Raw genomic sequence first — 20,648 nt, forward strand, 5'->3', positions numbered from 1 at the left:
ATGCGATTAGCTCGCATGTTTCGTTTTTTCATCATTGGTTATTAACTTTTCGGCAATAATCAGTAAAATAGGAACCATGATATCATCTAAATAACCGATTGCGGGAATAAAATCAGGAACAAGGTCGATGGGGCTCACAATGTAAAGAATGATGCCTAAAACAATCCATTTTCGCCGACCCTTCACTTCCTTATCAAACAAAGAAGTAATCAGCGATTTAACTTTACCAACTGGCGTTGATTTTTCTTTTTTCTTGATTTTCATCGTCTATTCCTCCCCTTTAGTTCTTATTATATAAAAAATAGTCGCCTATTAAATCAGCCTTAAGCATGAGTTTAAGAATTTATGGAAATTTTAGTCTTAACTCTGTCCTTTTTAAGATTTTTTTGGATAATTCTTATGACTTCGTCTTGATCTTCTTTATTATTGACAATATCGAAATCAGCGATGTTAATTTTTATCTTAGCACTATGGTTGTAATTCTCATACCATTGCTGATAATTATCAAATAGGAGTCGGTAATAAGCGAGTAACTCCGGATTATCATCAATTTGTTCAAAATCACGACCACGTTCTTGAATACGATTTAAAATCATTTCAAAGGGACCGTCTAAAAATACAAGTAAGTCAGGAGACTTCTTAGGTACCCCTTCTAGTTCTTCCATCATATTTTCTAATAAATCATTATAGATCACCAACTCTTCCACAGAGATATTTCCTTGAAGATGGTTAACATACGTAAACAAAGCATCTTCATAAATCGAACGATCTAACACATTATGGTCTGCTCTCAAGGCATCTTTAATACTTCTAAATCGTGCATTCAAAAAATAAATTTGGAGACTAAAGGCCCACTTTTTTGGATTATCATAAAACTTGTCGAGGATAGGATTGTAATCAACACTCTCGTAGAACGCTTGTGTTCCTAACTGACTCGATATCATTTCTGTGTAAGTGGACTTCCCAGCCCCAATCATACCTGCTAAAACTATCACACTCATCATATCCCTTCTTTCAATTACAGCTCTTCAATCTATCTTTTTTCGAAAAAAACATTCTAAAAAAACTCCCAAAAATCAAACCTCCCCCGAGGTATACCTGAGGGAGGTAACGTAATTATTCATTTATAAAGGCTTCAAAATATTCTGTGACTTTAGCTGGATCTGCGACAAGTTCATTGCCTGTATCAACTAATGGAGAAACAGTGGAATAAGCCGGGAGTTTTTTACCCTCATAGGCTGCATTAATTTCTTCTTGATTAATTGAATATAAAATTGATTTTCTTAGGTTTGCACTTTCTGAAACTGTACGACCATTAGTATTAAATAACATGTAAGTAACAGCATTACTTGGTATACTTTGCAATGCTAAACTGTCATCATTCTCAACAATTTCGTACTTGGTCTCATCTAAACCATATAAAAGATAAATTTCACCAGAACGCAATGACGATAGAGCACTATCAGGGTCTGAAATGAAACGGACAGTTACATTTTTGATATTTGGTGCCTCTTGTGTTTCTGGTCTGTATCCTGGGTTCGCTTGGAATTGCGCTTCATAATCATCTTTTGTAGTCATTATGTAAGGTCCGCTTGCATAAAGGTGATTCGTACCATTAATAATAGCACGTTGATCGCCATATGCAATATCTATTGACGGATTAAAAGAATTTATATCATAATTATTGACACTTTCAACTTGTTGTTGAGAAACGATACCTGCGGATTGATGTGCTAAATAATTTAACACTTGCGGAAACGGTTCAGTCGTAGTTACCTTAATGACTTGATAAGAACCTGATGTATTATCTACTTCTGCAATTTCTTCAACTGCATCAGCAATAGGCATGTCTAGATTTTCTTCTAACCCCTCTAAAACAGTGCCAGAACCGTTTGATAGTTGAATTGATTCTAATTCAGAAAGATTAGTTACTAATTCCACTGTATCGATATGCTCATGCAAGGTATAGGTACGGTGATCTGGAACAGAATTACTATCTTTAGCACGGTTCAATGAAAAAATAACATCTTGTCCACTAACCATCTCACCCGTATCAATTGCTTGTCCATTCTCAACCGCTGCAAAGTTGATATCATCTCTAAGGACAAAATAGAAATCAGAATTTCCTTCGGCAATAGCGTGACTGTGAGATAGAGCTCCTTCAGAAGTAACTTGGTCATCATCAGTTAAGTTAACTAACCGTACATACATATTTGTATTTAATTGATTGATTGATCCATCATTAGCTTTAATAGGATCTAGTGATGTTAAATCACTCATTGTCTGCGTAAGCATGAGTGAATCCGTTTCATTTTTTGTTTCATCACTAAATGAAACAGGTTCCCATGCGAACGCACGTGATTTTGATAAATGAATAGACTCTTCCTTTAAAAGATTTTTATCGAATGCTTGCGCTTTTAGAGAATTATAAAGCGGAACAATATAAGCTTTTTCTGTTACTAATACATTTTCTAGTTCCTTATACGTTTCTTGATATTCTTCGGGCGTTTCAAGAGCAGCTTCATTAATCAAAGCGTCTACTTCTGGATCAGACATAATACTGTAATCACCATTGGTTGTAAACAAAGAACGGACGGCGTAATCTGGATTTCCTGTTACAGTTGTCCAACCAGTAACTGCTAAATCAAAATTTCCCGCGTCTTGTTGTGCACTAAAACTTGAATAATCGGGCTGTGTGTTTAATTTAACGTCAAAACCGTTTTTAATCAATTGATCTCGAACAATATTCATATCGGTTTCATTTGCACTCATACCTAATATTTCTATTGTTGGTTTTTCCTCCGAGCTTGTATTGGTACCTTGACTAACATCACTCTCCGTTTGTACTGAGCAAGCTCCTAAAATTAAGGCTGCAGTAGTGGCCAGAAATGGTAATAATTTTTTTTTCATTATAGATAACCCTCCAATGTTTTTAATTTAGCTTCGGATCAGTCGCATCGCGCAACCCGTCACCCAAAAAATTAAATGATAACACTAATAAAATAATTGCCAACCCGGGATAAACAGCTAAATAAGGATTGGTTTCTAAATATTGGCTGCCATTTCTCAATATATTTCCCCACTCAGGAATATGAGCTTCTACTCCTAATCCTAAATAGCTAAGACTGCTAGTCGCAATAACTGCTGTACCAATTGTTAAGGTGGAGCGAACAATCATCGGAGCCATAGCATTAGGTATGATATGTTTGCGAACTAAAACCCAATTGCTCTGTCCAAGCGCTCGCGCTGCTTCTACGTATTCATAATTCGCAACCTGCATGACATTGGCGCGCATTGTTCTAGCATATGAAGGAATGGACCCTAAACTCAAAGCTATGATTAAATTAGTTGTTGAAGCGCCAAATGACGCAACAATTGTAATTGCAAGCAGCATACTGGGAATTGCGTAGAGAACATCTAAGAAACGCATGATTAAGCTATCAGTTCGGCTACCATAAAAACCTGAGATTGCTCCTAAACTACCTCCAACGAAAAATGGGAGGAAAGTTGATAGCAAACCTATCGATAGTGATATTTGAGAACCAAATATAATTCTTGAGAAAACATCTCTGCCGTAAGAGTCTGTTCCAAAAGGATAGGTAATTGACGGTGGTTGTAAAATATTTGCATAGTTGTTCTCAACAGCAAAGGATTCACTAAAACTATAGTTACTTGTAATTGCTATTGTAATTAAAAAAGCAATAAACAACATCCCTAGTAAGGCCGCTTGATTCCGCGTTAATTTTTCTATAATACTTGTTTGTCTTCTTTCACCATTTAAATCTTTATTTTTTATATACATAGATATAGCTACGAATAGAACTAAGATATTTCCGGTGGTGGCAGTTAATAGCAGAAAAATAAAAGTCAATAACTTCACCTTTCTGTCCCATTTATACCATCTATGCCCCCATATCATAAATATGATATGAAAAACAAACACAAACCCAAGTATATACAGCATCGGAATAAAATAATTAGAAACAAAAGGTTTAAAAATATTCAATGCTGTAATAGCAATAACGAAAACATCTACTAATACCATATACAAAGAATAAATAAACCCTGAATCTGGTATTTTTTTTAAACTCATCATGCCGGATAAGAAGGTAAAAACGTTTCCTCCCACTATCCCTAATACTAAAATGATTTCTAACACTTTCATAAAAAGTTGTTGATTGTCAGCATCAAAATTAGCTTTCTTTATTTTTCCTAAGAGATAAGTATGGATTATACTTAAGCTTATATGGAAAACCGCTAAAAATATTAGCGGTACATTAAACTGAAACGGAGTCCAACTTATACTAGCAATTAATAAAAGAATTGCCATTCCCCACGTCAATCCATTATTAAATTGGAAATAACGTAACATTTGTCTTGCACGATAGCTTCTCATTTACTATTTTCACCCACTTTTATTGTTGTCCTCTCTGAATCCGTGATCTAATTCGTGGATCTAAGAAACTATATAAGACATCAACAAACATATTAACAATTGATAAAACAACTGCAATGTAGATAACGCCCCCCATTACACTAGGGATGTCTGGAACAAACTGTTTGTCAACAATATAGCTACCAATACCGTTAATATTAAAAACTTTCTCAGTAACGGAGGCACCACCTAACATACCACCAAATTGTAGACCGATTATTGTTACAATAGGAATTAAAGCATTCGGAACAGCATGCCGTAAAATAACACGTCTATTGGATAGACCTTTTGCACGTGCAGTTAAAATATAGTCTTCATTAATAACTTCAAGAGTAGACGAACGCGTCATTCTGGCTACAGATGCCATTAAACCCGTACCTAAAACAACTGCTGGCATTAATAAGGATAAATAATTATTCACACTGTATGTTGCTGGTAGCCACCCTAAGTTAATTGAAAAGACCAAAATAAATATTAATCCTTGCCAAAAGCTAGGGATTGAAATACCAATTAAAGCGATAAACATGAACAAATTATCAAATGTTGCGTTTGCTTTCACAGCTGCATAAATACCAGCAGGTAAAGCAATCGACAAAGATAACGTTAATGCCATAAGTGTGAGCTGTATAGTAACTGGGAAACGCCGTAATATTGATGAAACAACGCGCTCATTTCCTTGAAAAGCATTACCTAAATCAAATGTAAAAATCCCTTTAATGGTACGAGCTAATTGCGCTACATATGAATCATTTAGACCATGTAACTCACGAAAAGCTTGATATTGCGCTTCCGTTGCTTGGTCCCCTAATATATTCACCGCTGGATCGGATGGGGATAGATATAAGAGCGTAAAAACAATAACTGTTACTCCTACGATAACGAAAATCATCATAATCAAACGATTCACAATGTAGTGAAGCGTTGGTACAGAAATAACTAGCAAATAAATATACATAGGCCAAGCAAGTATCAAAGAAATAAGTATGCCTGGCCATGTATCTAATATGTCTAACGTTGTTCTTAGGTAGGTTTGTTTATTCTCCCCTACTTCATCATCGTATTGTTTTTTCATCTTAGAAATTTCATTCAATCTTTGAATTTCAAAACGTCTCTCTACATCTTTTTTTTCTTGATTTTTAGATTTTTCAATACCTAGAAATTTATTTTTATTTTCTTCTTGTTGTTGCAATTTACGCCTTATTTTTTCTGAGTGGCCAATCTTTTCAAACTCATTTTGCCAATCAGGTGTATTTTTTCCTTCATCAAAATGTACAGTGAATTGATACCTTATGTAAACTAATATATGAAATAAAAATCCAAATAAGAGCAACCCGAACTGCCAACTCCTTTTACTATATGCCTGTTCATAATAAAAGCGAATGGTGCTAGTTAGTCGATCCACCGATGCCATAATCACTCATCTCCTTTATCTAATATTAAAGCCGTTAAAAAACTGCAGATTGTTTGTTATTGTATTTTACATACATACACTGGTAAATGAGAGAAATAGTATCCTTTTTCTTGTCATATTAAATTTGATATTAGTGATAGTAAATAAGGTTTTTTAGACTTACAACAGTTAAATACATATGCTCGAATCAATCTGAAATAAGTTGTTTGAAACCGAATGAATTGGTATAAACGCCTATATAAAAACATTTTCAGTCATTTTTTCCGTTACTAACCACCGGTTAAATTGTAGTAATTTAATCAATAATATAACAGAGGGAAATTTGATAGTCAAGCTATTAAGCTTACTTTTTGTATGTAAGAATCTGATTAATAGCCCATTTATGAGAAAAAACCTCATTTTATTATAATCAGCATCTCTCTCTTCTAAATCTTATGCTTTCATTTCTTACAAAGTCATGCTATTTTCTTCTTAAGGATAACTTTATCATGAAAGGACAATATTATGACTCATTTATTAAATGTTAACCACCTATCAGTATCATTCACTACTGGTTCGTCAATTCAGAAAGTTGTTTCTGATATCTCTTTTAGTGTGGATAAAGGAGAAACAATTGGGCTAGTCGGTGAATCTGGAAGTGGCAAGAGTGTGACCGCACGCTCAATTATGCAACTTCTATCTCCTAATGCTTATATTCATCCTGAATCAAGTATCTCTTATAGAGGTGAGGAAATGCTCGGTAATTCAGAAAAGGACATGCAAGTCATAAGGGGAAATGATATTGGAATGATTTTTCAAGATCCGATGACCTCTCTCAATCCTACCATGACTTTGGGGAAACAAATTACTGAATCAATCCTACTTCACCAAAAAGTCTCAGGAAGAGAGGCGGAAAAACGCGCTAAAGAGATCATGGAAAATGTTGGTATTTCTAATGTTGATTATCGTTATACGCAGTATGCTCATGAGTTCTCTGGAGGAATGCGTCAGCGGATGATGATTGCGATGGCACTGGCGTGTAACCCTTCTCTCATTATTGCAGATGAGCCTACTACTGCTTTAGATGTGACAATCCAAGCTCAAATTCTCCAGTTACTTAAAGATTTACAGGAAAAATTTGGTATGGCAATCATATTAATTACACACGACTTTGGTGTTGTTGCAAATATGTGTGACAAGGTAGTTGTTATGAAAGACGGGCACGTTGTTGAAACTGGAGAGACGCGTTCTGTATTCCAATTTCCCAAAAATGATTACACAAAAATGTTGCTCCAAGCAATTCCAAATTTAGATCAAAAAAAGACAGTAGCAGATAAAGAAAAATTAATAGAAATCGTTTCCGGTAAGCGTGATTCTCTTTTGCAAATTTCACAGTTAACAAAATCATTCCCTTATGGTCGGAATCAGAAAATTACTGCTGTTGATCATTTAAATTTTATAATCTACCGCGGTGAAACCTTGGGGCTTGTGGGAGAATCTGGATCTGGTAAGTCGACGACTGGACGTACCATTTTACGATTACATCAACCAGATATGGGAGAAACCCTATATGAAGGTTTTGATATAAATCATCTTAGTTCAAATGAATTAAAATCCATGAGGAAACATATGCAAATGGTTTTTCAAGATCCCTATGCCTCTTTAAATCCACGTATGAAAATACAAGATATTATCGGTGAGGCTCTAGATATTCATCATTTAACTAAAAACAAAAGTGATCGACAAGCGCGAATTTATGAACTATTAGAGCTTGTAGAATTGGATAAAAGTTTTGCTCAACGTTATCCTCATGAATTTTCTGGAGGACAACGTCAAAGAATTGGTATTGCTCGGGCATTAGCAGTAAATCCAGAATTTATTGTTTTGGATGAACCTCTCTCTGCCTTAGATGCATCCATTCAATCTCAAATTGTGGTTTTACTTAAAGATTTACAAAAAAAATTAAACCTTACTTACTTATTTATTGCGCATGATTTAGCAATGGTAAAACAAATTTCAGACCGTGTTGCTGTTATGTATAACGGCAAAATAGTTGAACTCGCTGGAGCTGAAGAGCTGTTTACAAACCCTATCCATCCTTATACTAAAAAATTACTATCGGCTATCCCTATTCCACATCCAGATTTTGAAGCTCAGCGGTCAAAAGTTGAAATAACCGACTGCGAATTAGAAGTTTCTAAAGGTCAAGCTTTCAAAGAAATTAAACCTCATCACTGGGTATATTGTTAAAGTTCAAGTAAAAAACTACTATAAACGAGGTGTTTGTGTGTCACTCGGTTTACGTGCATTAAAGATTTCAGTTGCTACTTTTTTAGCTGTGACATTAGCTAGTTTATTAAACTTAGATTATCCCATATCCGCGGGAATTATTGCCATTTTAAGTGTTTCAGATACTGTTAAGACATCATGGTTAATTGCTTATCAGCGTTTACTTTCTACTTTACTTGCGCTCGGGATTGCAAGTTTACTTTTTTATTTTTTAGGCTATCATATTTTTATTTTCGCACTCTATTTACTTATTTATGTGCCTATTGCTTATAAACTAGGCATTGAAGTTGGCATTGCTCCTTGTTCAGTTTTGGTTAGCCATTTATTAGCAGATCAATCGGTAGCTTTTCCATCTTTAACCAATGAAGTCATGTTAATGGTTGTAGGTGCTGGAATCGCCATTATTATTAATCTATATATGCCTTCTAATGAAGCGTATATCCTAGAACTACGTAATCAAGCAGATCAAAAAATGAAAGATCATTTACTCGCTATGTCTGAACGTTTAAAAAGTGGCGCGCCTTTTCAGACCAGCCAGCTAAATGATATGTTTGAACTGTTAGATAAAGCTGAAACCCTTATTGTTACAGAAATGGAAAATCGCCCTTGGGATGAGTCTAATTACGTCTTACGTTACCTAGAAATGCGAAAAAATCAAGCCCGAATTCTTCAATATATGCAGCAAAATATTTTAGTCTGTCGCATCCCTATGAAGGAAAGTCAGTTCCTTGCGCGTTTAATCTATCAATCCGCTCAAGAATTTCACGAAACAAATACAGGAATTCATATTTTGTCGGATATCGAACTTTTATTAAATAAATTCCGCAATAGCCCTTTGCCTGAAACCCGTCAAGAATTTGAAAACAGAGCCAAACTCTTGCAAATAATGAATGATTTCACACGTTTTATCCAAATAAAAAAAGCTTTCTACGATCAGTATGGGAAATAATTCCCACTCATCGCAGAAAGCTTTTTATTTATTCAAAACTTAAAATAATAATGCCTATTAATATCGCCGTAATCGCTAGATATTGATTACGAGTTAGTTTTTCTTTCAAAAATATTCGTGACAGTATCACGGAAACTACTGAATAAGCAGACATCATCGGCGCTACTATAACGGCATTTGAACTGATCGCATAGACATAAAAAAATTGTCCTAAGGTTTCAAAACTCGCAGCAAGGCCACGACTGATTTGGTCCTTGGCTCGGAAAGATTGTTTTTTTATTATTACAACATAGACAAAAACAATGATGGCTACTAAAAGCCAAGTAAACTCATAAGATAAGTTTGCCTGCATCTCTAACGTTCCATCATCAAATGCGGCATAAGCATCGAAAAACCATGCATCAGCAAATGTTCCCAGTGAGTCTAAAAATGCGTATAAGAGTGGAAAGATTAAGGCTAAGGCACCATATTTGTACTTTCGATCAATTACTTCTTTCTTTTCAATACGTTCTTGCTCTGCAAGCTGATGTTCAAACACTCCTAGTAAAATAACACCCATGGTAATTAAAAAAACAGCACCAAATTGAATTCCGGTCATAGTTTGTCCCAAAAATATAAAAGTCATCAGTCCGGCAATAGCACCGGATGAATTTTGGACAGGTGACGAAACCGAAAGCTCTAAAAAGCGTAAACCCGCATACCCAATCGCCATCGATAAAATATAAAAAAATGATACCGGTAAATATTTAATTAAATAAGTTGGGTCGTATTGGATATCATTGACTAAAAGAATGTAGAGAGCATGGAGACCCATTATAAACCCCACCAAGATGACTGTTTTTAAATAACTGTATTTATCATCGGGATCAGCACCTTTTTTATAAAATAAATCAGCTGTTCCCCATGCAACCGTTGCAACAAGAGCAGGAATAAACCACCACAATACTATCAACTCCTTTTTTTTGAAATACTGTATGAGTATACTAGAAAAATGATCCATTAGACAAGGTTTATTTTCTAACCCTATGTCCAATTGAATAATATTATTATTGGCTATTTTACGTCTGGCATGCTATCATGTTTATATATTATGCGCACTAAATGAATGGCGCAATAAGGAGAGTATATTTATGAAATTAAATGCAGAAAAAAGAGAACGCCTTGGTACATCAGCTTCTAAACAGGCGAGAAGAGATAACAAAATACCTACAATCATTTACGGACGTGATATTGAAACAACCCCAGTCCTAGTTGATCGTAAGGAATTTGATGACATTTTAAGAAAACTTGGTCGTAACGCTGTCTTTAACGTCGTACTAGATGGTAAAGAAATTCGCGTATTGATTAAAGAAATCTCAATGTCCGCGTTAAAACCAGAAGTTTATAACGTAGAGTTAAACGCTCTTACAAAAGGGCAAAAGGTTACTGTTGAAGTTGCTGTTGTTATTCACGGCGCTGAAGAAATTAAAGAAGGCGTTGTAACACAGCCATTAACTGAAATTGAAATTGAAACTGAGCCAGGAAATATCCCAACTGAAATCACATATGATATTAGCGAACTAGTCATTGGTGATACAGTTGCAGTTTCTGATTTAGTTGTTCCAGAAAATGTTGAAGTACTAACAGAACCTGAAACAACAGTTGTTATGGTTTCTGCACCTCGACTAGAAGAAGAGCCAGCAACAGATGATGAAGTAGCTGAACCAGAAGTAATCGGCGAAGAAGAAGAATAATATATTTCATTTCACCCGTTTATCGTATTACTACGATAAACGGGTTTTTTGATAATTGAATTCTCTTTACGTATATGCTATAAATTCATTAGAAAGCTCTCATTTAGAAAGGAGTTCTTCTTATGTCCGTATATTACCACTCTACCCGTGACCGAAAGTAGCTACGACGAAATCGCTTATACCGTCTTAAGTACTTATTTAACTGACTTTACCGAAACTGAGCTACTAGCGTGTATCTAAGTCTATCAAGAAAAGTTTCTACCTGAATCGGTTACTCCACTCGTAAAAGTTAAAAGTAGTTATTATCTGGAGCTATTCCATGGCCTACCCTAGCATTTAAAGATGTAGCGCTCTCTATTCTTTCTAAGTTTATGAGACGAGCTGCGAAAAAAACAATAATGATAAAGACATTGTTATTTTAACAGTAACAAGTGGTGATACAAGAAAAGCAGCTTTGGATGGTTTCTCTAATGTTCCGGGAACGCGCATAATTTTTTTCTATCCTAAAGATGGTGTTAGTGAGTTTCAAGAACGCCAGATGTTAACACAATCCGGTCATAATGTTTCGGTAATCGCTGTGGAAGGTAATTTCGATGAGGCACAAAATGAAGTTAAAAACCTATTTGTAGACGAGAAATTAAAAAAGGAATTAACAGAAAATAATTTAATATTTTCTTCTGCTAATTCCATTAATATTGGAAGGTTGATTCCCCAAATTGTTTATTACATTCATACATATGGAAAACTATTGAATGACAAGCGCATTCAAGCTGGCGATTTTATGAATGTTACTATTCCAACCGGAAATTTTGGAAATATATTAGCAGCTTATTATGCGCAACAGATGGGGTTGCCTATTAAAAAATTGATTGTTGCTTCAAATGAAAATAATGTCTTAAGTGATTTTTTTCATTCTGGTATTTACAATCGTAAACGCGAATTTATACGAACACACTCCCCTTCCATGGACATCTTGGTATCCAGCAATTTAGAACGACTCTTGTATCACTTATCAAATAATACAGATACTGTAAAAAATTATATGACTGCTCTCTCTAATGATGGCTTTTACGAGGTAACGGCAGAAATAATAGCAAAAGCAAAAGATTTCTATGCCGACTTTGCTTCTGAAATAGATGTCCTTCAAGAGATTAAGCGGGTCTTTGATGAGACGGGTTACCTCTTAGATCCACATACAGCCGTTGCATCTATTGTAGCTGAAAAACATAACGATCACCTTCCCATGATTATCGCTGCAACAGCAAGTCTATACAAGTTCCCTAAAACTGTTTTAACCGCATTAGATGTTGATTTAAAATCTTCCACGTTAGAATCTGCCCTCTTGCATTTAGCAAAGTTAAACAAACAAACCTTGCCACTATCTGTTGAGAAAGCTTTATACGATGATTTTCTACATCACACCAGTATTCCTATTTCTAAGATGAAGCAAGCAGTTCTAGAGAAACTTAATTTATAAAACAAATCATTCGTTATTTTAGAAACAATACTATATAATTTGCTTTATCTATTTAAGGAGGAACAAACAGTATGGAAATTTTTGTGATTTTAGGCTTGTTATTTATCTTTACCATCTTTTTATTCATCATCTATCGCATGTCTACTAAACATATTAAATTTACAACACGCGTCTTCACAGCGCTGATTATAGGGGTCGTATTTGGTTCAGTTATTCAGCTAGTATGGGGATCTGACAGTTCAATCACACGGACCTTTATTGATTGGGCTAATATTGTAGGCTCCGGTTATGTTCGCTTTTTACAAATGCTGATTATGCCACTTATTTTCGTCTCTATCGTTGGAGCATTTACTAAAATAGAAGAAACGGGAAAATTAGGTAAAATTAGTGTAGCTGTTTTGGCTACTTTACTTGGGACAACAGCGATTGCTGCTTTCGTGGGTTGGGCTTCTGTCCTCTTGTTTAATTTAGACGGTGCACAGTTTACGGAAGGGGTAGCTGAATCGGCTCAAATTCTCGCTTTGGCAGATCGTCAAAGCCAAGTAGAAGGGTTGACTATACCTGGTCAAATTCTTTCTTTTATTCCCACAAATATTTTTGAAGATTTCGCTGGTTTAAGAAGTACCTCGACCATTGCGACGGTTATTGTTTCCTCCTTTACAGGCGTTGCCTATATGGGTATCAAACGTAAAGAGCCAGAATATGCCGCAAGTTTTAAACATGGTCTTGATACGCTTCATGCGATTGTTATGCGGATTGTTACACTCGTTTTACGTCTAACTCCTTATGGAATTTTGGCTTTATCAATCCGAATGATGGCAACTTCTAGTTTCCAAGCAATTGTTAATCTTGGAGTCTTCGTGCTCGCCTCTTATAGTGCCTTAATTGTTGTCTTATTGGTTCACAGTGCAATTTTGCTGACGCAAAAGGTGAATCCTTTAACGTTCTTTAAAAAGTCCTTTCCAGCATTAAGTTTTGCTTTTTCATCCCGATCCAGTGCTGGTACCTTGCCACTCAATATTAAAACGCAAACAGAAGCCTTAGGTGTTGACTCAGCTTCGGCAAACTTCTCGGCTAGCTTTGGTGTTTCTATCGGCCAAAATGGTTGTGCGGGTGTTTACCCGGCAATGCTTGCAACTATCATTGCGCCATCAGTTGGAATTGATGTCACAAGCATCGGCTTTTTACTCTCACTGGTACTTGTTGTCACCATTAGTTCATTTGGTGTTGCCGGTGTCGGTGGTGGTGCGACCTTTGCAGCTTTGATTGTTTTAAGTACATTGAATTTGCCAGTCGCTATTGTTGGTTTAGTTATTTCTGTTGAACCAATCATTGATATGATGCGAACAATGGTTAATGTTAATGGTTCCATGCTTGCAGGTGTTGTTTCTTCAAATGTCATTAATGAATTTGATGGACAAGTCTTCACTGATACAGAAGCAACAGTTGAAAGGGAAGCGCTTTAATCTAAGTAAATTTAAGGAGTCTGGGATTTTTTCCAGACTCCTTTTTTGGTATGATAAATGTGACTCAAAAAAGGAGAATGTTTATGTCTGAAAAAAATACCGGCTACTTAGCCCAATTTTATAAGAAGTCGCAAACAGAACGTATACAAGCTTTAATCCAGGCGGGCTTTCTAGAAAAGGAAAAACAAGATGCGTTTGATGATCAGTTAGCGATTTCCTTAGATATTGCTAACGGGATGATTGAAAATCAAATTGCCACCTATCAACTTCCTTTTGGTATTGCTACTAATTTTTTAATTGATGGGAAGGACTATGTTATCCCTATGGCTATTGAAGAACCTTCTGTTATTGCTGCTGCCAGCTCTGCTGCTAAATTAGTTGCACAATACGGTGGGTTTCAAACAGCAGTCACGGATCGTCTGATGATTGGACAAGTTATTTTAACGGACGTTCCTCATTTAAGTGAAGCAATCGCAATCCTCCATGACAATGAAATTGAAATTATTCAAGCAGCTAATCAAGCGCATCCTTCTATTGTTAAACGGGGTGGCGGCGCGGATGGTATACGAATTCGCGAGATTGCAGAGGATTTAACAGTAGGAAGTCCTAGCTTTTTAATTATCCATTTGCATGTGGAGACGCTTGAAGCGATGGGTGCCAATATTATTAATACGATGATGGAAGCCATTATTCCCATGCTAGAAAATCTTACCAATGGAAATGCGTTGATGGGAATTTTATCAAATTACGCGACTGAATGTTTAGCCACCGCAACGTGCCGTCTTCCGGTATCTGCTCTCGCCAAAGATAATTGGTCCGGCGTGGAAGTGCGCGACCGTCTTATATTAGCAGCTCAAGTGGCCACTGTTGATCCCTATCGCGCTGTTACGCATAACAAAGGCATTATGAATGGCATTGATGCCATTGTTCTTGCAAGTGGAAATGATTGGCGCGCGATTGAAGCAGGCGCACATGCTTATGCTTCACGCAGCGGTCAATACCGTAGTCTTTCTAGTTGGCGCAAAGCTGATAATGGTGATTTAATCGGTGAATTGACGCTTCCACTTTCAATTGGTACGGTCGGGGGTTCGATTTCCTTTCATCCAGGTGCTCAAATGGCTCATCATTTATTGGGAAATCCTGACGCCGAAACACTTGAAGCAATTATCGCGAGTGTTGGTTTAGCACAGAATTTCTCAGCACTACGAGCACTCGTTACTGAAGGTATTCAACAAGGTCATATGGGCCTACATGCGCGCTCATTAGCTATTAGTGCAGGTGCAAGTAGAGAAGAAATCGACCAAGTTGCAACACAATTAAAAACCGTAAAGAATATGAATCTAGCGACTGCTAAAGAAATATTAAAAAATATCCAAAAAAAATAAGCACAGGCTTTTGCCTGTGCTCTGTTTTTTATTTTACGAATTTATTTGTAAATGTAACAAATTCTTGTGTAACACTTTTTAGGAATTCTGCTGTACTTGCATTTGCAACTTCACCTGTCTCACCTAATAATTCGGATGAGTTAGCAATGTAGACTTCTGGTTGTTGCATAGTAGGCATATCCAAGAAAGTTAGTGATTGACGTAAAATGTGGTTTGCTAGCGCTCCAGAAATACCTGATAACGATTGTGAAGCCACTAATGCCGGTTTTCCAGCCCAAATATTTTCTCCCCAAGGACGAGATGCAACATCTAATGCATTTTTCAATGCTGCTGGTACACTACGGTTATGTTCTGGTGTGGCAAAGATAATAGCATCTTGTGCAGCCACTTGCTCACGGAATCTTGTGTATTCTGCAGGTGAATCAGCATCATAATCTTGGTTATATAATGGAAGATTCGCAATTTCGATAAATGTTACTTCTGCGTCTTTAGGCAATCCTGCAACTAGCCCATTTGCTAGCGTTTGAGAAAATGAATTTTTACGAATTGATCCTACAATTACACCATACTTTGTCATATAAAAAACTCCCTTTAAGTAAATTTTCCTTGCTTATATAACTAATGCTAACATCTCGAATTTGAAATATCAAGTTTCATGCTTTTATTTTACAATATAGGAGCGTTTATGATCTTTTACTTCTACTAAACGACATGCTGAAGAATCATTTGCTGTATCAATTGTCAGAGCTGAACCATCTTCAGGTAGATTTTGTGTAAACATAGCCTCATATTCAGCAACCGTTACTTGCTGGCGTTTTGCCAATAGTTCGGTATATTTATCAGAAGCTAGCCCCTTTTTGAAATCTTCAGCGATCAGACCTGTAAAGAATTCTCCAACCGCGCCTGATCCATAACTGAAAAGACCAATTCGGTCACCCGCCTTTAGCCCTTTTCCATTTTCTAGAAGGGATAATAAGTTTAAATATAAAGAGCCCGTATAAATATTTCCTACTAAACGGTTAAACGCCAGGCTCTCTTCAAAAATAGCTGATAGAGCCTTTTGTTTAGCATCGTCCGCTTCAGGTAATACTTCTTGCAGTGCTTTTTTACCCATTTTCGTATAAGGTAAATGAAAAGAAAAGGCCTTTATATCTGCTATACTACGATTGGTTTTTTCTTTATACAAGTTCCAAACCGTATTAAAGAAAGAAAGATATTGTTCGTTTGAATATTTTCCATCAACCATGGCATATTCTGAATAAACAGGACGCCAAAAGTCCATAATGTCTTTGGTTGTATAAGCAGAATCTTTTTCTAAAATTAAAATAGTTGGATCTGCACTCACAAGCAGTGCCATTGCACCTGCTCCTTGCGTGACTTCGCCACCCGTTGCTAACCCATAACGCGCAACATCTGTTCCAATTACCAAAGCCTTACGATCTGGGTGTAAGGTAACATAGTCTTTGGCCATTTGTAAGCCTGCAGTTGCTGCATAACACGCGTGTTTGATTTCAAAGGATCGTGCATGAGGTTGAATATTTAATAATTCATGAACATAAACGGCCGAGGACTTAGAAGCATCAAAGGCACTTTCAGTTCCCACAATGACTAAATCGATCTTACTTCTATCTTCATCGTTGATTATTTGCAAACCTGCGTTGACTGCCATCGAAACAATATCTTGACTTATTGGCGTTACTGCCATTTGGTCTTGTCCAATACCGATTGTGTATTTAGCTGGTTCATCGCCACGCGCATGCGCGAGGTCCGTCATATCTAAGTAAAAGGGAGGTGTATAAAAACCAATCTTACCGATTCCAACCTTATTCATATCAATTCCTCTTTTCATCTCTTAAATTTGGTACGCTCATGTTAATTTATTTTAGGCAATAAAACAAGGTTCCGCCATTTAACTTAAACAAATTTCAAGTTTTAAATTTTAAGTCATGATAATATAAAAAGAAAGGACTGATTCATATTAAAGTTATAATCGATAGTGATGCAAGTCCTGTTAAGGACATCGTCGTTGAAGAAGCCGGAAAAAAACCGTTGCCGGTGGTCCTTGTCTCAAGCTATGCGCATTTTTCAAATAAAATTTACCCTAATTATGTAGAAACGATTTATGTTGACTCCGAACAAGAAGCAGCCGATTATCGAATCATGCAACTGCTCCAACAAGGGGATGTTTTAATTACCCAAGACTATGGTCTCGCATCTCTAGCTTTAGGAAAAAAAGCAATTGTCTTACATCATAAAGGTCTTCAGTATACTTACGAAAACATTGACCGCTTATTAGAGACACGTTATTTGAGTGCTCAAATGAGGAAAAGTGGGAAGCGAACGAAGGGACCTCGGCCTTTTACAAAAGAAGCAGCTGAAAATTTTAGGGCTGTATTTAAACAAGTGATTGATGATGAATAAAAAGAAGCGTGTGGGATAGCAGCCTTGAGGCCGTTTCCAACACGCTTTTTTCTTACGCGATACTTTCTTCTACTATTTCTTTTTCTTTAAGTGCTATATTTAATACCAAAGCAACAATCGTTCCAGCCGAAATACCCGATGAGAATAATCCTCCTAATATACCCGGTAAGCTCGCGGTTACTTCTGGTCGGAAAGAAACACCTAAACCAACTGCTAATGATCCCGCTACAATAATCATGTTGCGATTTGTAAATTTCACACGTGACAGAGATTGGATACCTGCTGCCGCTACATTACCGAACATGAGTAACCCTGCGCCTCCTAAAACGGGCATAGGCATAATCGATACAAAGGTAGCAAATTTAGGAAATAAACTCATTAAAATCATAATATAACCTGCTGTAATAGCAACTTTACGAGACGCATTTCTTGTCATTGGTATTAATCCTGCATTCTGACTGAATGTTGCCGCTGGTCCTGATCCCAAAACTGGGCCAATCCAAGAACCTACTGCATCCGCCCGAACGCCTGCGGCAATATCCTCATTTTTAACTTCGGTTTTGGTTACTTGCCCCAGTGTTTGAATAACTCCAACAGATTCAATAATTGTAACTAAGTAACCCGTTAAAAACGGTAGCGCATATTCCCATTTAAATGAAATTCCGTATTTAAAGAACTGTGGTAAAGCAAACCACGAAGCATTGCTAACTTGCTGAAAGTCAACCATTCCTAAAGGGATACAAACAATATAGCCAATGATTGCACCAATCAAAACAGCTAACGGCGCAAATTTTTTACCAGCATAATGATTAACCATTGCAATAATTAAAAATACAAAAGCCGTAATACCTAGATTAATAGGTGCGCCATATGTTGCTGAACCCACTCCACCAGCAGCCCATTCCATGGCGACTGACATTAACGTCATTCCCATTAGCGTAATAACCGATCCTGTTACAACAGGCGGGAAAAACTTCATTAAAGGTTTGATAAAATAACTCATTCCAAATTCTAAAAGAGATGCTAACATGGTTCCACCAAAGTAAGCAGCGATCCCCCCTGTACTAATAACTGCAGCAGCGGGACCAATAAATGCAAAGTCTGTTCCCATAATGGTTGGCAAGCCGACTCCAACTCGAAAAGCTTTGGGACCGACTCCTTTGGATTGAATAATAGATACGATACCAGAAACTAAAAGAGCAGCACTAACGAGATAAGCCGTATCGATAACGCCAAACCCTGCCATACCAGCAATAATAAGCGGAACAGCTACAATACCACCGAATGCTGTAATAACATTTTGAAAACCAAGGATTGATGATATAAAAAAGCTAGGTGAATCTTCAACGCCATATAACAATTCCATTTCACCATTTTCCTCTTGCGTTTCTTCTTTTGCTAGTCTTTTTACATTTACTTCTAAGTTCGCTTCCATATCTTCCTCCAATTTACGAACATTAGTGTTTTTAAAACTTTAATTGTTCTTTTTTTAAATATATTCATATTTTATAAGCATTATAAGAAAAAGTAAACACCCTATAAACGAACGATACGGTTTTTTTATTAGAATCCTCTCATAAAAGCTTCTATCTTAAAATAATGACAAACTCCTTGTTTTGTTAGATAATAAAGTATGAAAGAGGAGGGACTTAATTTGATTCTAGAAGAAATAAAAAAACAAGTTGAAACGGCCTTAAATGAGCTTATTGCTGTTTCTAAACTTGAAGATGGTGATATCATTGTCATTGGCTGTTCTTCCAGTGAAGTCAATAATGAAAAAATTGGAACGGCATCAAGTGAAGAAATCGGTAAAGTAATCTTTGATACTGCAAAAAAAATAACCGATCAACACAAGCTCATCCTAGCCGCTCAATCTTGCGAGCATCTCAATCGTTCCTTAGTTATTGAAAAAGAAGCTGCGAAAGAAAATCGGTATCCAATTATTAATGCCGTACCTCATTTGCATGCAGGTGGTAGCTTTGCGACTGCAGCTTACCACGGTATGGAAAATCCTGTTTTAGTTGAAACTATTCAAGCTAAAGCCGGATTAGATATCGGGCAAACCTTTATTGGAATGCATCTCATTCCGGTGGTTGTGCCAGTTCGTTTGTCTGTAAAAAATATTGGGAGTGCCATACTCTCTGCCGCTCGAACACGTCCGAAATCTATTGGTGGCGAACGTGCTCGCTATGATGAAGCTCTAAGTTAAATCTTTGGAAAACAAATTAAAAGTGAAGCAGCTAAGATAATTTATCTCAGCTGCTTCGCTTTTAATTTATATTTTTATCCATTAATTCTGTATTTTCAATATATAGCGTGTTTATCATATCTGATTTATTTAAGCTATCAATGATTTCGTTTACTTTATTTTTTAAATCAGTATCACCTTTACGAATAGCTATTGCTGAATCATTTTGCGTTCCTATTTCTTCTATATCTGCAATAACTAAATCTTCATTTTGCTTCACATATTGCTCAGCAACTGCCTTCACCATTAAAATAGCATCTACTTTTCCAGTTTTTAAAGAAACAATTGCCGTTCCCCACTGACCAACTGATTGTATGTCAGAATCAGGATAGTTTGTTTGGAGCCATTCTTCTTGAACCGTTGTTTTTTGAGTTGCCCAAGAAACAAAATCCATTGTTTTTAAATGATTAAATTGATTCATATCTTCTTCACGAACTACTACGACATCCTCTTGTGAAATATAAATATCTGAAAAATCAACACTTTCTGCTCTTTTGGCTGTTGGTGTCATTCCTGATATAATTAAATCTGCTTTTCCTGTAGACAAAGCTGGAATCAACCCATCAAAGTCCAAATCAGAAATATGTAACTCAACTCCTAGTTCATCTGCAATTATCTGTGCAATATCAATGTCAAAACCAACAATTTTATCCTTACCACCCTCGACTAAATGCCACTCATAAGGTGCGTAGTCAGCGGATGTTGCTAAATTTAATACGCCCGCTTCTTGAATTTCTGTAATTTTACTGGTTTTTTCAGAGAATATTTTTTCATTTCCACACCCTATCAAAAATATCAAACTTATCAAAATTAAAACTTGTTTTACTATTTTCATTCTATTTCCTCCTATTATTA

18 protein-coding genes are annotated in these 20,648 nt (G+C 36.3%); 8 read left to right on the plus strand and 10 right to left on the minus strand.

Annotated elements, in window-relative coordinates:
* Positions 1–6: 6 nt before the first annotated feature.
* The 5 genes from BW727_RS06585 to BW727_RS06605 all read right to left on the minus strand — a co-directional run bounded on the left by BW727_RS06585 (position 7) and on the right by BW727_RS06605 (position 5,846).
* Positions 7–264 (minus strand): YkvA family protein, encoded by a 258-nt coding sequence (locus tag BW727_RS06585; protein ID WP_062468616.1) that lies wholly within the window; start codon positions 262–264, stop codon positions 7–9.
* A 71-nt stretch (positions 265–335) separates the two neighbouring features.
* On the minus strand, positions 336–995 hold the full coding sequence (locus tag BW727_RS06590) for a deoxynucleoside kinase (RefSeq protein WP_062468868.1): 660 nt from the start codon (positions 993–995) through the stop codon (positions 336–338).
* Positions 996–1,116: 121 nt separating this feature from the next.
* Positions 1,117–2,910, minus strand: coding sequence for an ABC transporter substrate-binding protein (locus BW727_RS06595; protein WP_062468614.1), 1,794 nt, complete (start codon positions 2,908–2,910; stop codon positions 1,117–1,119).
* Positions 2,911–2,932: 22 nt separating this feature from the next.
* Entirely contained in the window at positions 2,933–4,396 is a 1,464-nt protein-coding gene (locus tag BW727_RS06600) for an ABC transporter permease (protein WP_062468612.1), read from the minus strand.
* Between the two features lie 19 nt (positions 4,397–4,415).
* Positions 4,416–5,846, minus strand: coding sequence for an ABC transporter permease (locus BW727_RS06605; protein WP_062468610.1), 1,431 nt, complete (start codon positions 5,844–5,846; stop codon positions 4,416–4,418).
* 504 nt (positions 5,847–6,350) lie between these two features.
* Here BW727_RS06605 and BW727_RS10865 point away from each other — a divergent pair.
* Positions 6,351–8,075 (plus strand): ABC transporter ATP-binding protein, encoded by a 1,725-nt coding sequence (locus BW727_RS10865; protein WP_062468608.1) that lies wholly within the window; start codon positions 6,351–6,353, stop codon positions 8,073–8,075.
* A 37-nt stretch (positions 8,076–8,112) separates the two neighbouring features.
* On the plus strand, positions 8,113–9,063 hold the full coding sequence (locus BW727_RS06615; RefSeq protein ID WP_062468606.1) for an aromatic acid exporter family protein: 951 nt from the start codon (positions 8,113–8,115) through the stop codon (positions 9,061–9,063).
* A 28-nt stretch (positions 9,064–9,091) separates the two neighbouring features.
* Here BW727_RS06615 and BW727_RS06620 read toward each other — a convergent pair whose 3' ends face one another.
* Positions 9,092–10,006 (minus strand): DMT family transporter, encoded by a 915-nt coding sequence (locus BW727_RS06620; RefSeq protein ID WP_062468604.1) that lies wholly within the window; start codon positions 10,004–10,006, stop codon positions 9,092–9,094.
* A gap of 187 nt (positions 10,007–10,193) precedes the next feature.
* Between BW727_RS06620 and BW727_RS06625 the strand changes: the two genes are divergently transcribed.
* From BW727_RS06625 to BW727_RS06640, 4 genes are all read left to right on the plus strand, one after another.
* Positions 10,194–10,796, plus strand: coding sequence for a 50S ribosomal protein L25 (locus BW727_RS06625; RefSeq protein ID WP_062468603.1), 603 nt, complete (start codon positions 10,194–10,196; stop codon positions 10,794–10,796).
* Positions 10,797–11,211: 415 nt separating this feature from the next.
* The gene (gene thrC, locus BW727_RS06630) at positions 11,212–12,273 is read left to right on the plus strand and encodes a threonine synthase (protein WP_233418533.1); all 1,062 of its coding nucleotides are present in this window, start codon (positions 11,212–11,214) and stop codon (positions 12,271–12,273) included.
* A gap of 71 nt (positions 12,274–12,344) precedes the next feature.
* Complete coding sequence (locus BW727_RS06635; protein WP_062468601.1) at positions 12,345–13,739, plus strand: L-cystine transporter; 1,395 nt, start codon at positions 12,345–12,347, stop codon at positions 13,737–13,739.
* 77 nt (positions 13,740–13,816) lie between these two features.
* Positions 13,817–15,124, plus strand: a complete 1,308-nt coding sequence (locus tag BW727_RS06640; protein WP_077795800.1) for a hydroxymethylglutaryl-CoA reductase, degradative — start codon at positions 13,817–13,819, stop codon at positions 15,122–15,124.
* 28 nt (positions 15,125–15,152) lie between these two features.
* Here BW727_RS06640 and BW727_RS06645 read toward each other — a convergent pair whose 3' ends face one another.
* Positions 15,153–15,701: an NADPH-dependent FMN reductase gene (locus BW727_RS06645; RefSeq protein WP_062468599.1), complete on the minus strand. Its 549-nt coding sequence runs from the start codon at positions 15,699–15,701 to the stop codon at positions 15,153–15,155.
* Positions 15,702–15,785: 84 nt separating this feature from the next.
* Positions 15,786–16,955, minus strand: coding sequence for a hydroxymethylglutaryl-CoA synthase (locus BW727_RS06650; RefSeq protein WP_062468598.1), 1,170 nt, complete (start codon positions 16,953–16,955; stop codon positions 15,786–15,788).
* Positions 16,956–17,113: 158 nt separating this feature from the next.
* Here BW727_RS06650 and BW727_RS06655 point away from each other — a divergent pair, with 158 nt between their 5' ends.
* The gene (locus BW727_RS06655; protein WP_335617530.1) at positions 17,114–17,545 is read left to right on the plus strand and encodes a YaiI/YqxD family protein; all 432 of its coding nucleotides are present in this window, start codon (positions 17,114–17,116) and stop codon (positions 17,543–17,545) included.
* 52 nt (positions 17,546–17,597) lie between these two features.
* Here the strand turns inward: BW727_RS06655 and BW727_RS06660 are convergent, their stop codons facing one another.
* Positions 17,598–18,980 (minus strand): uracil-xanthine permease family protein, encoded by a 1,383-nt coding sequence (locus BW727_RS06660; protein ID WP_062468595.1) that lies wholly within the window; start codon positions 18,978–18,980, stop codon positions 17,598–17,600.
* Positions 18,981–19,199: 219 nt separating this feature from the next.
* Between BW727_RS06660 and BW727_RS06665 the strand changes: the two genes are divergently transcribed.
* A complete protein-coding gene (locus BW727_RS06665) occupies positions 19,200–19,754 on the plus strand; it encodes a TIGR01440 family protein (protein WP_216596688.1) in 555 nt (184 codons plus the stop codon).
* A gap of 61 nt (positions 19,755–19,815) precedes the next feature.
* Here BW727_RS06665 and BW727_RS06670 read toward each other — a convergent pair whose 3' ends face one another.
* Positions 19,816–20,628 (minus strand): transporter substrate-binding domain-containing protein, encoded by an 813-nt coding sequence (locus tag BW727_RS06670; RefSeq protein ID WP_062468592.1) that lies wholly within the window; start codon positions 20,626–20,628, stop codon positions 19,816–19,818.
* Positions 20,629–20,648: the final 20 nt, after the last annotated feature.

The organism is Jeotgalibaca dankookensis (assembly GCF_002005405.1).
GTDB classification, from domain to species: domain Bacteria; phylum Bacillota; class Bacilli; order Lactobacillales; family Aerococcaceae; genus Jeotgalibaca; species Jeotgalibaca dankookensis.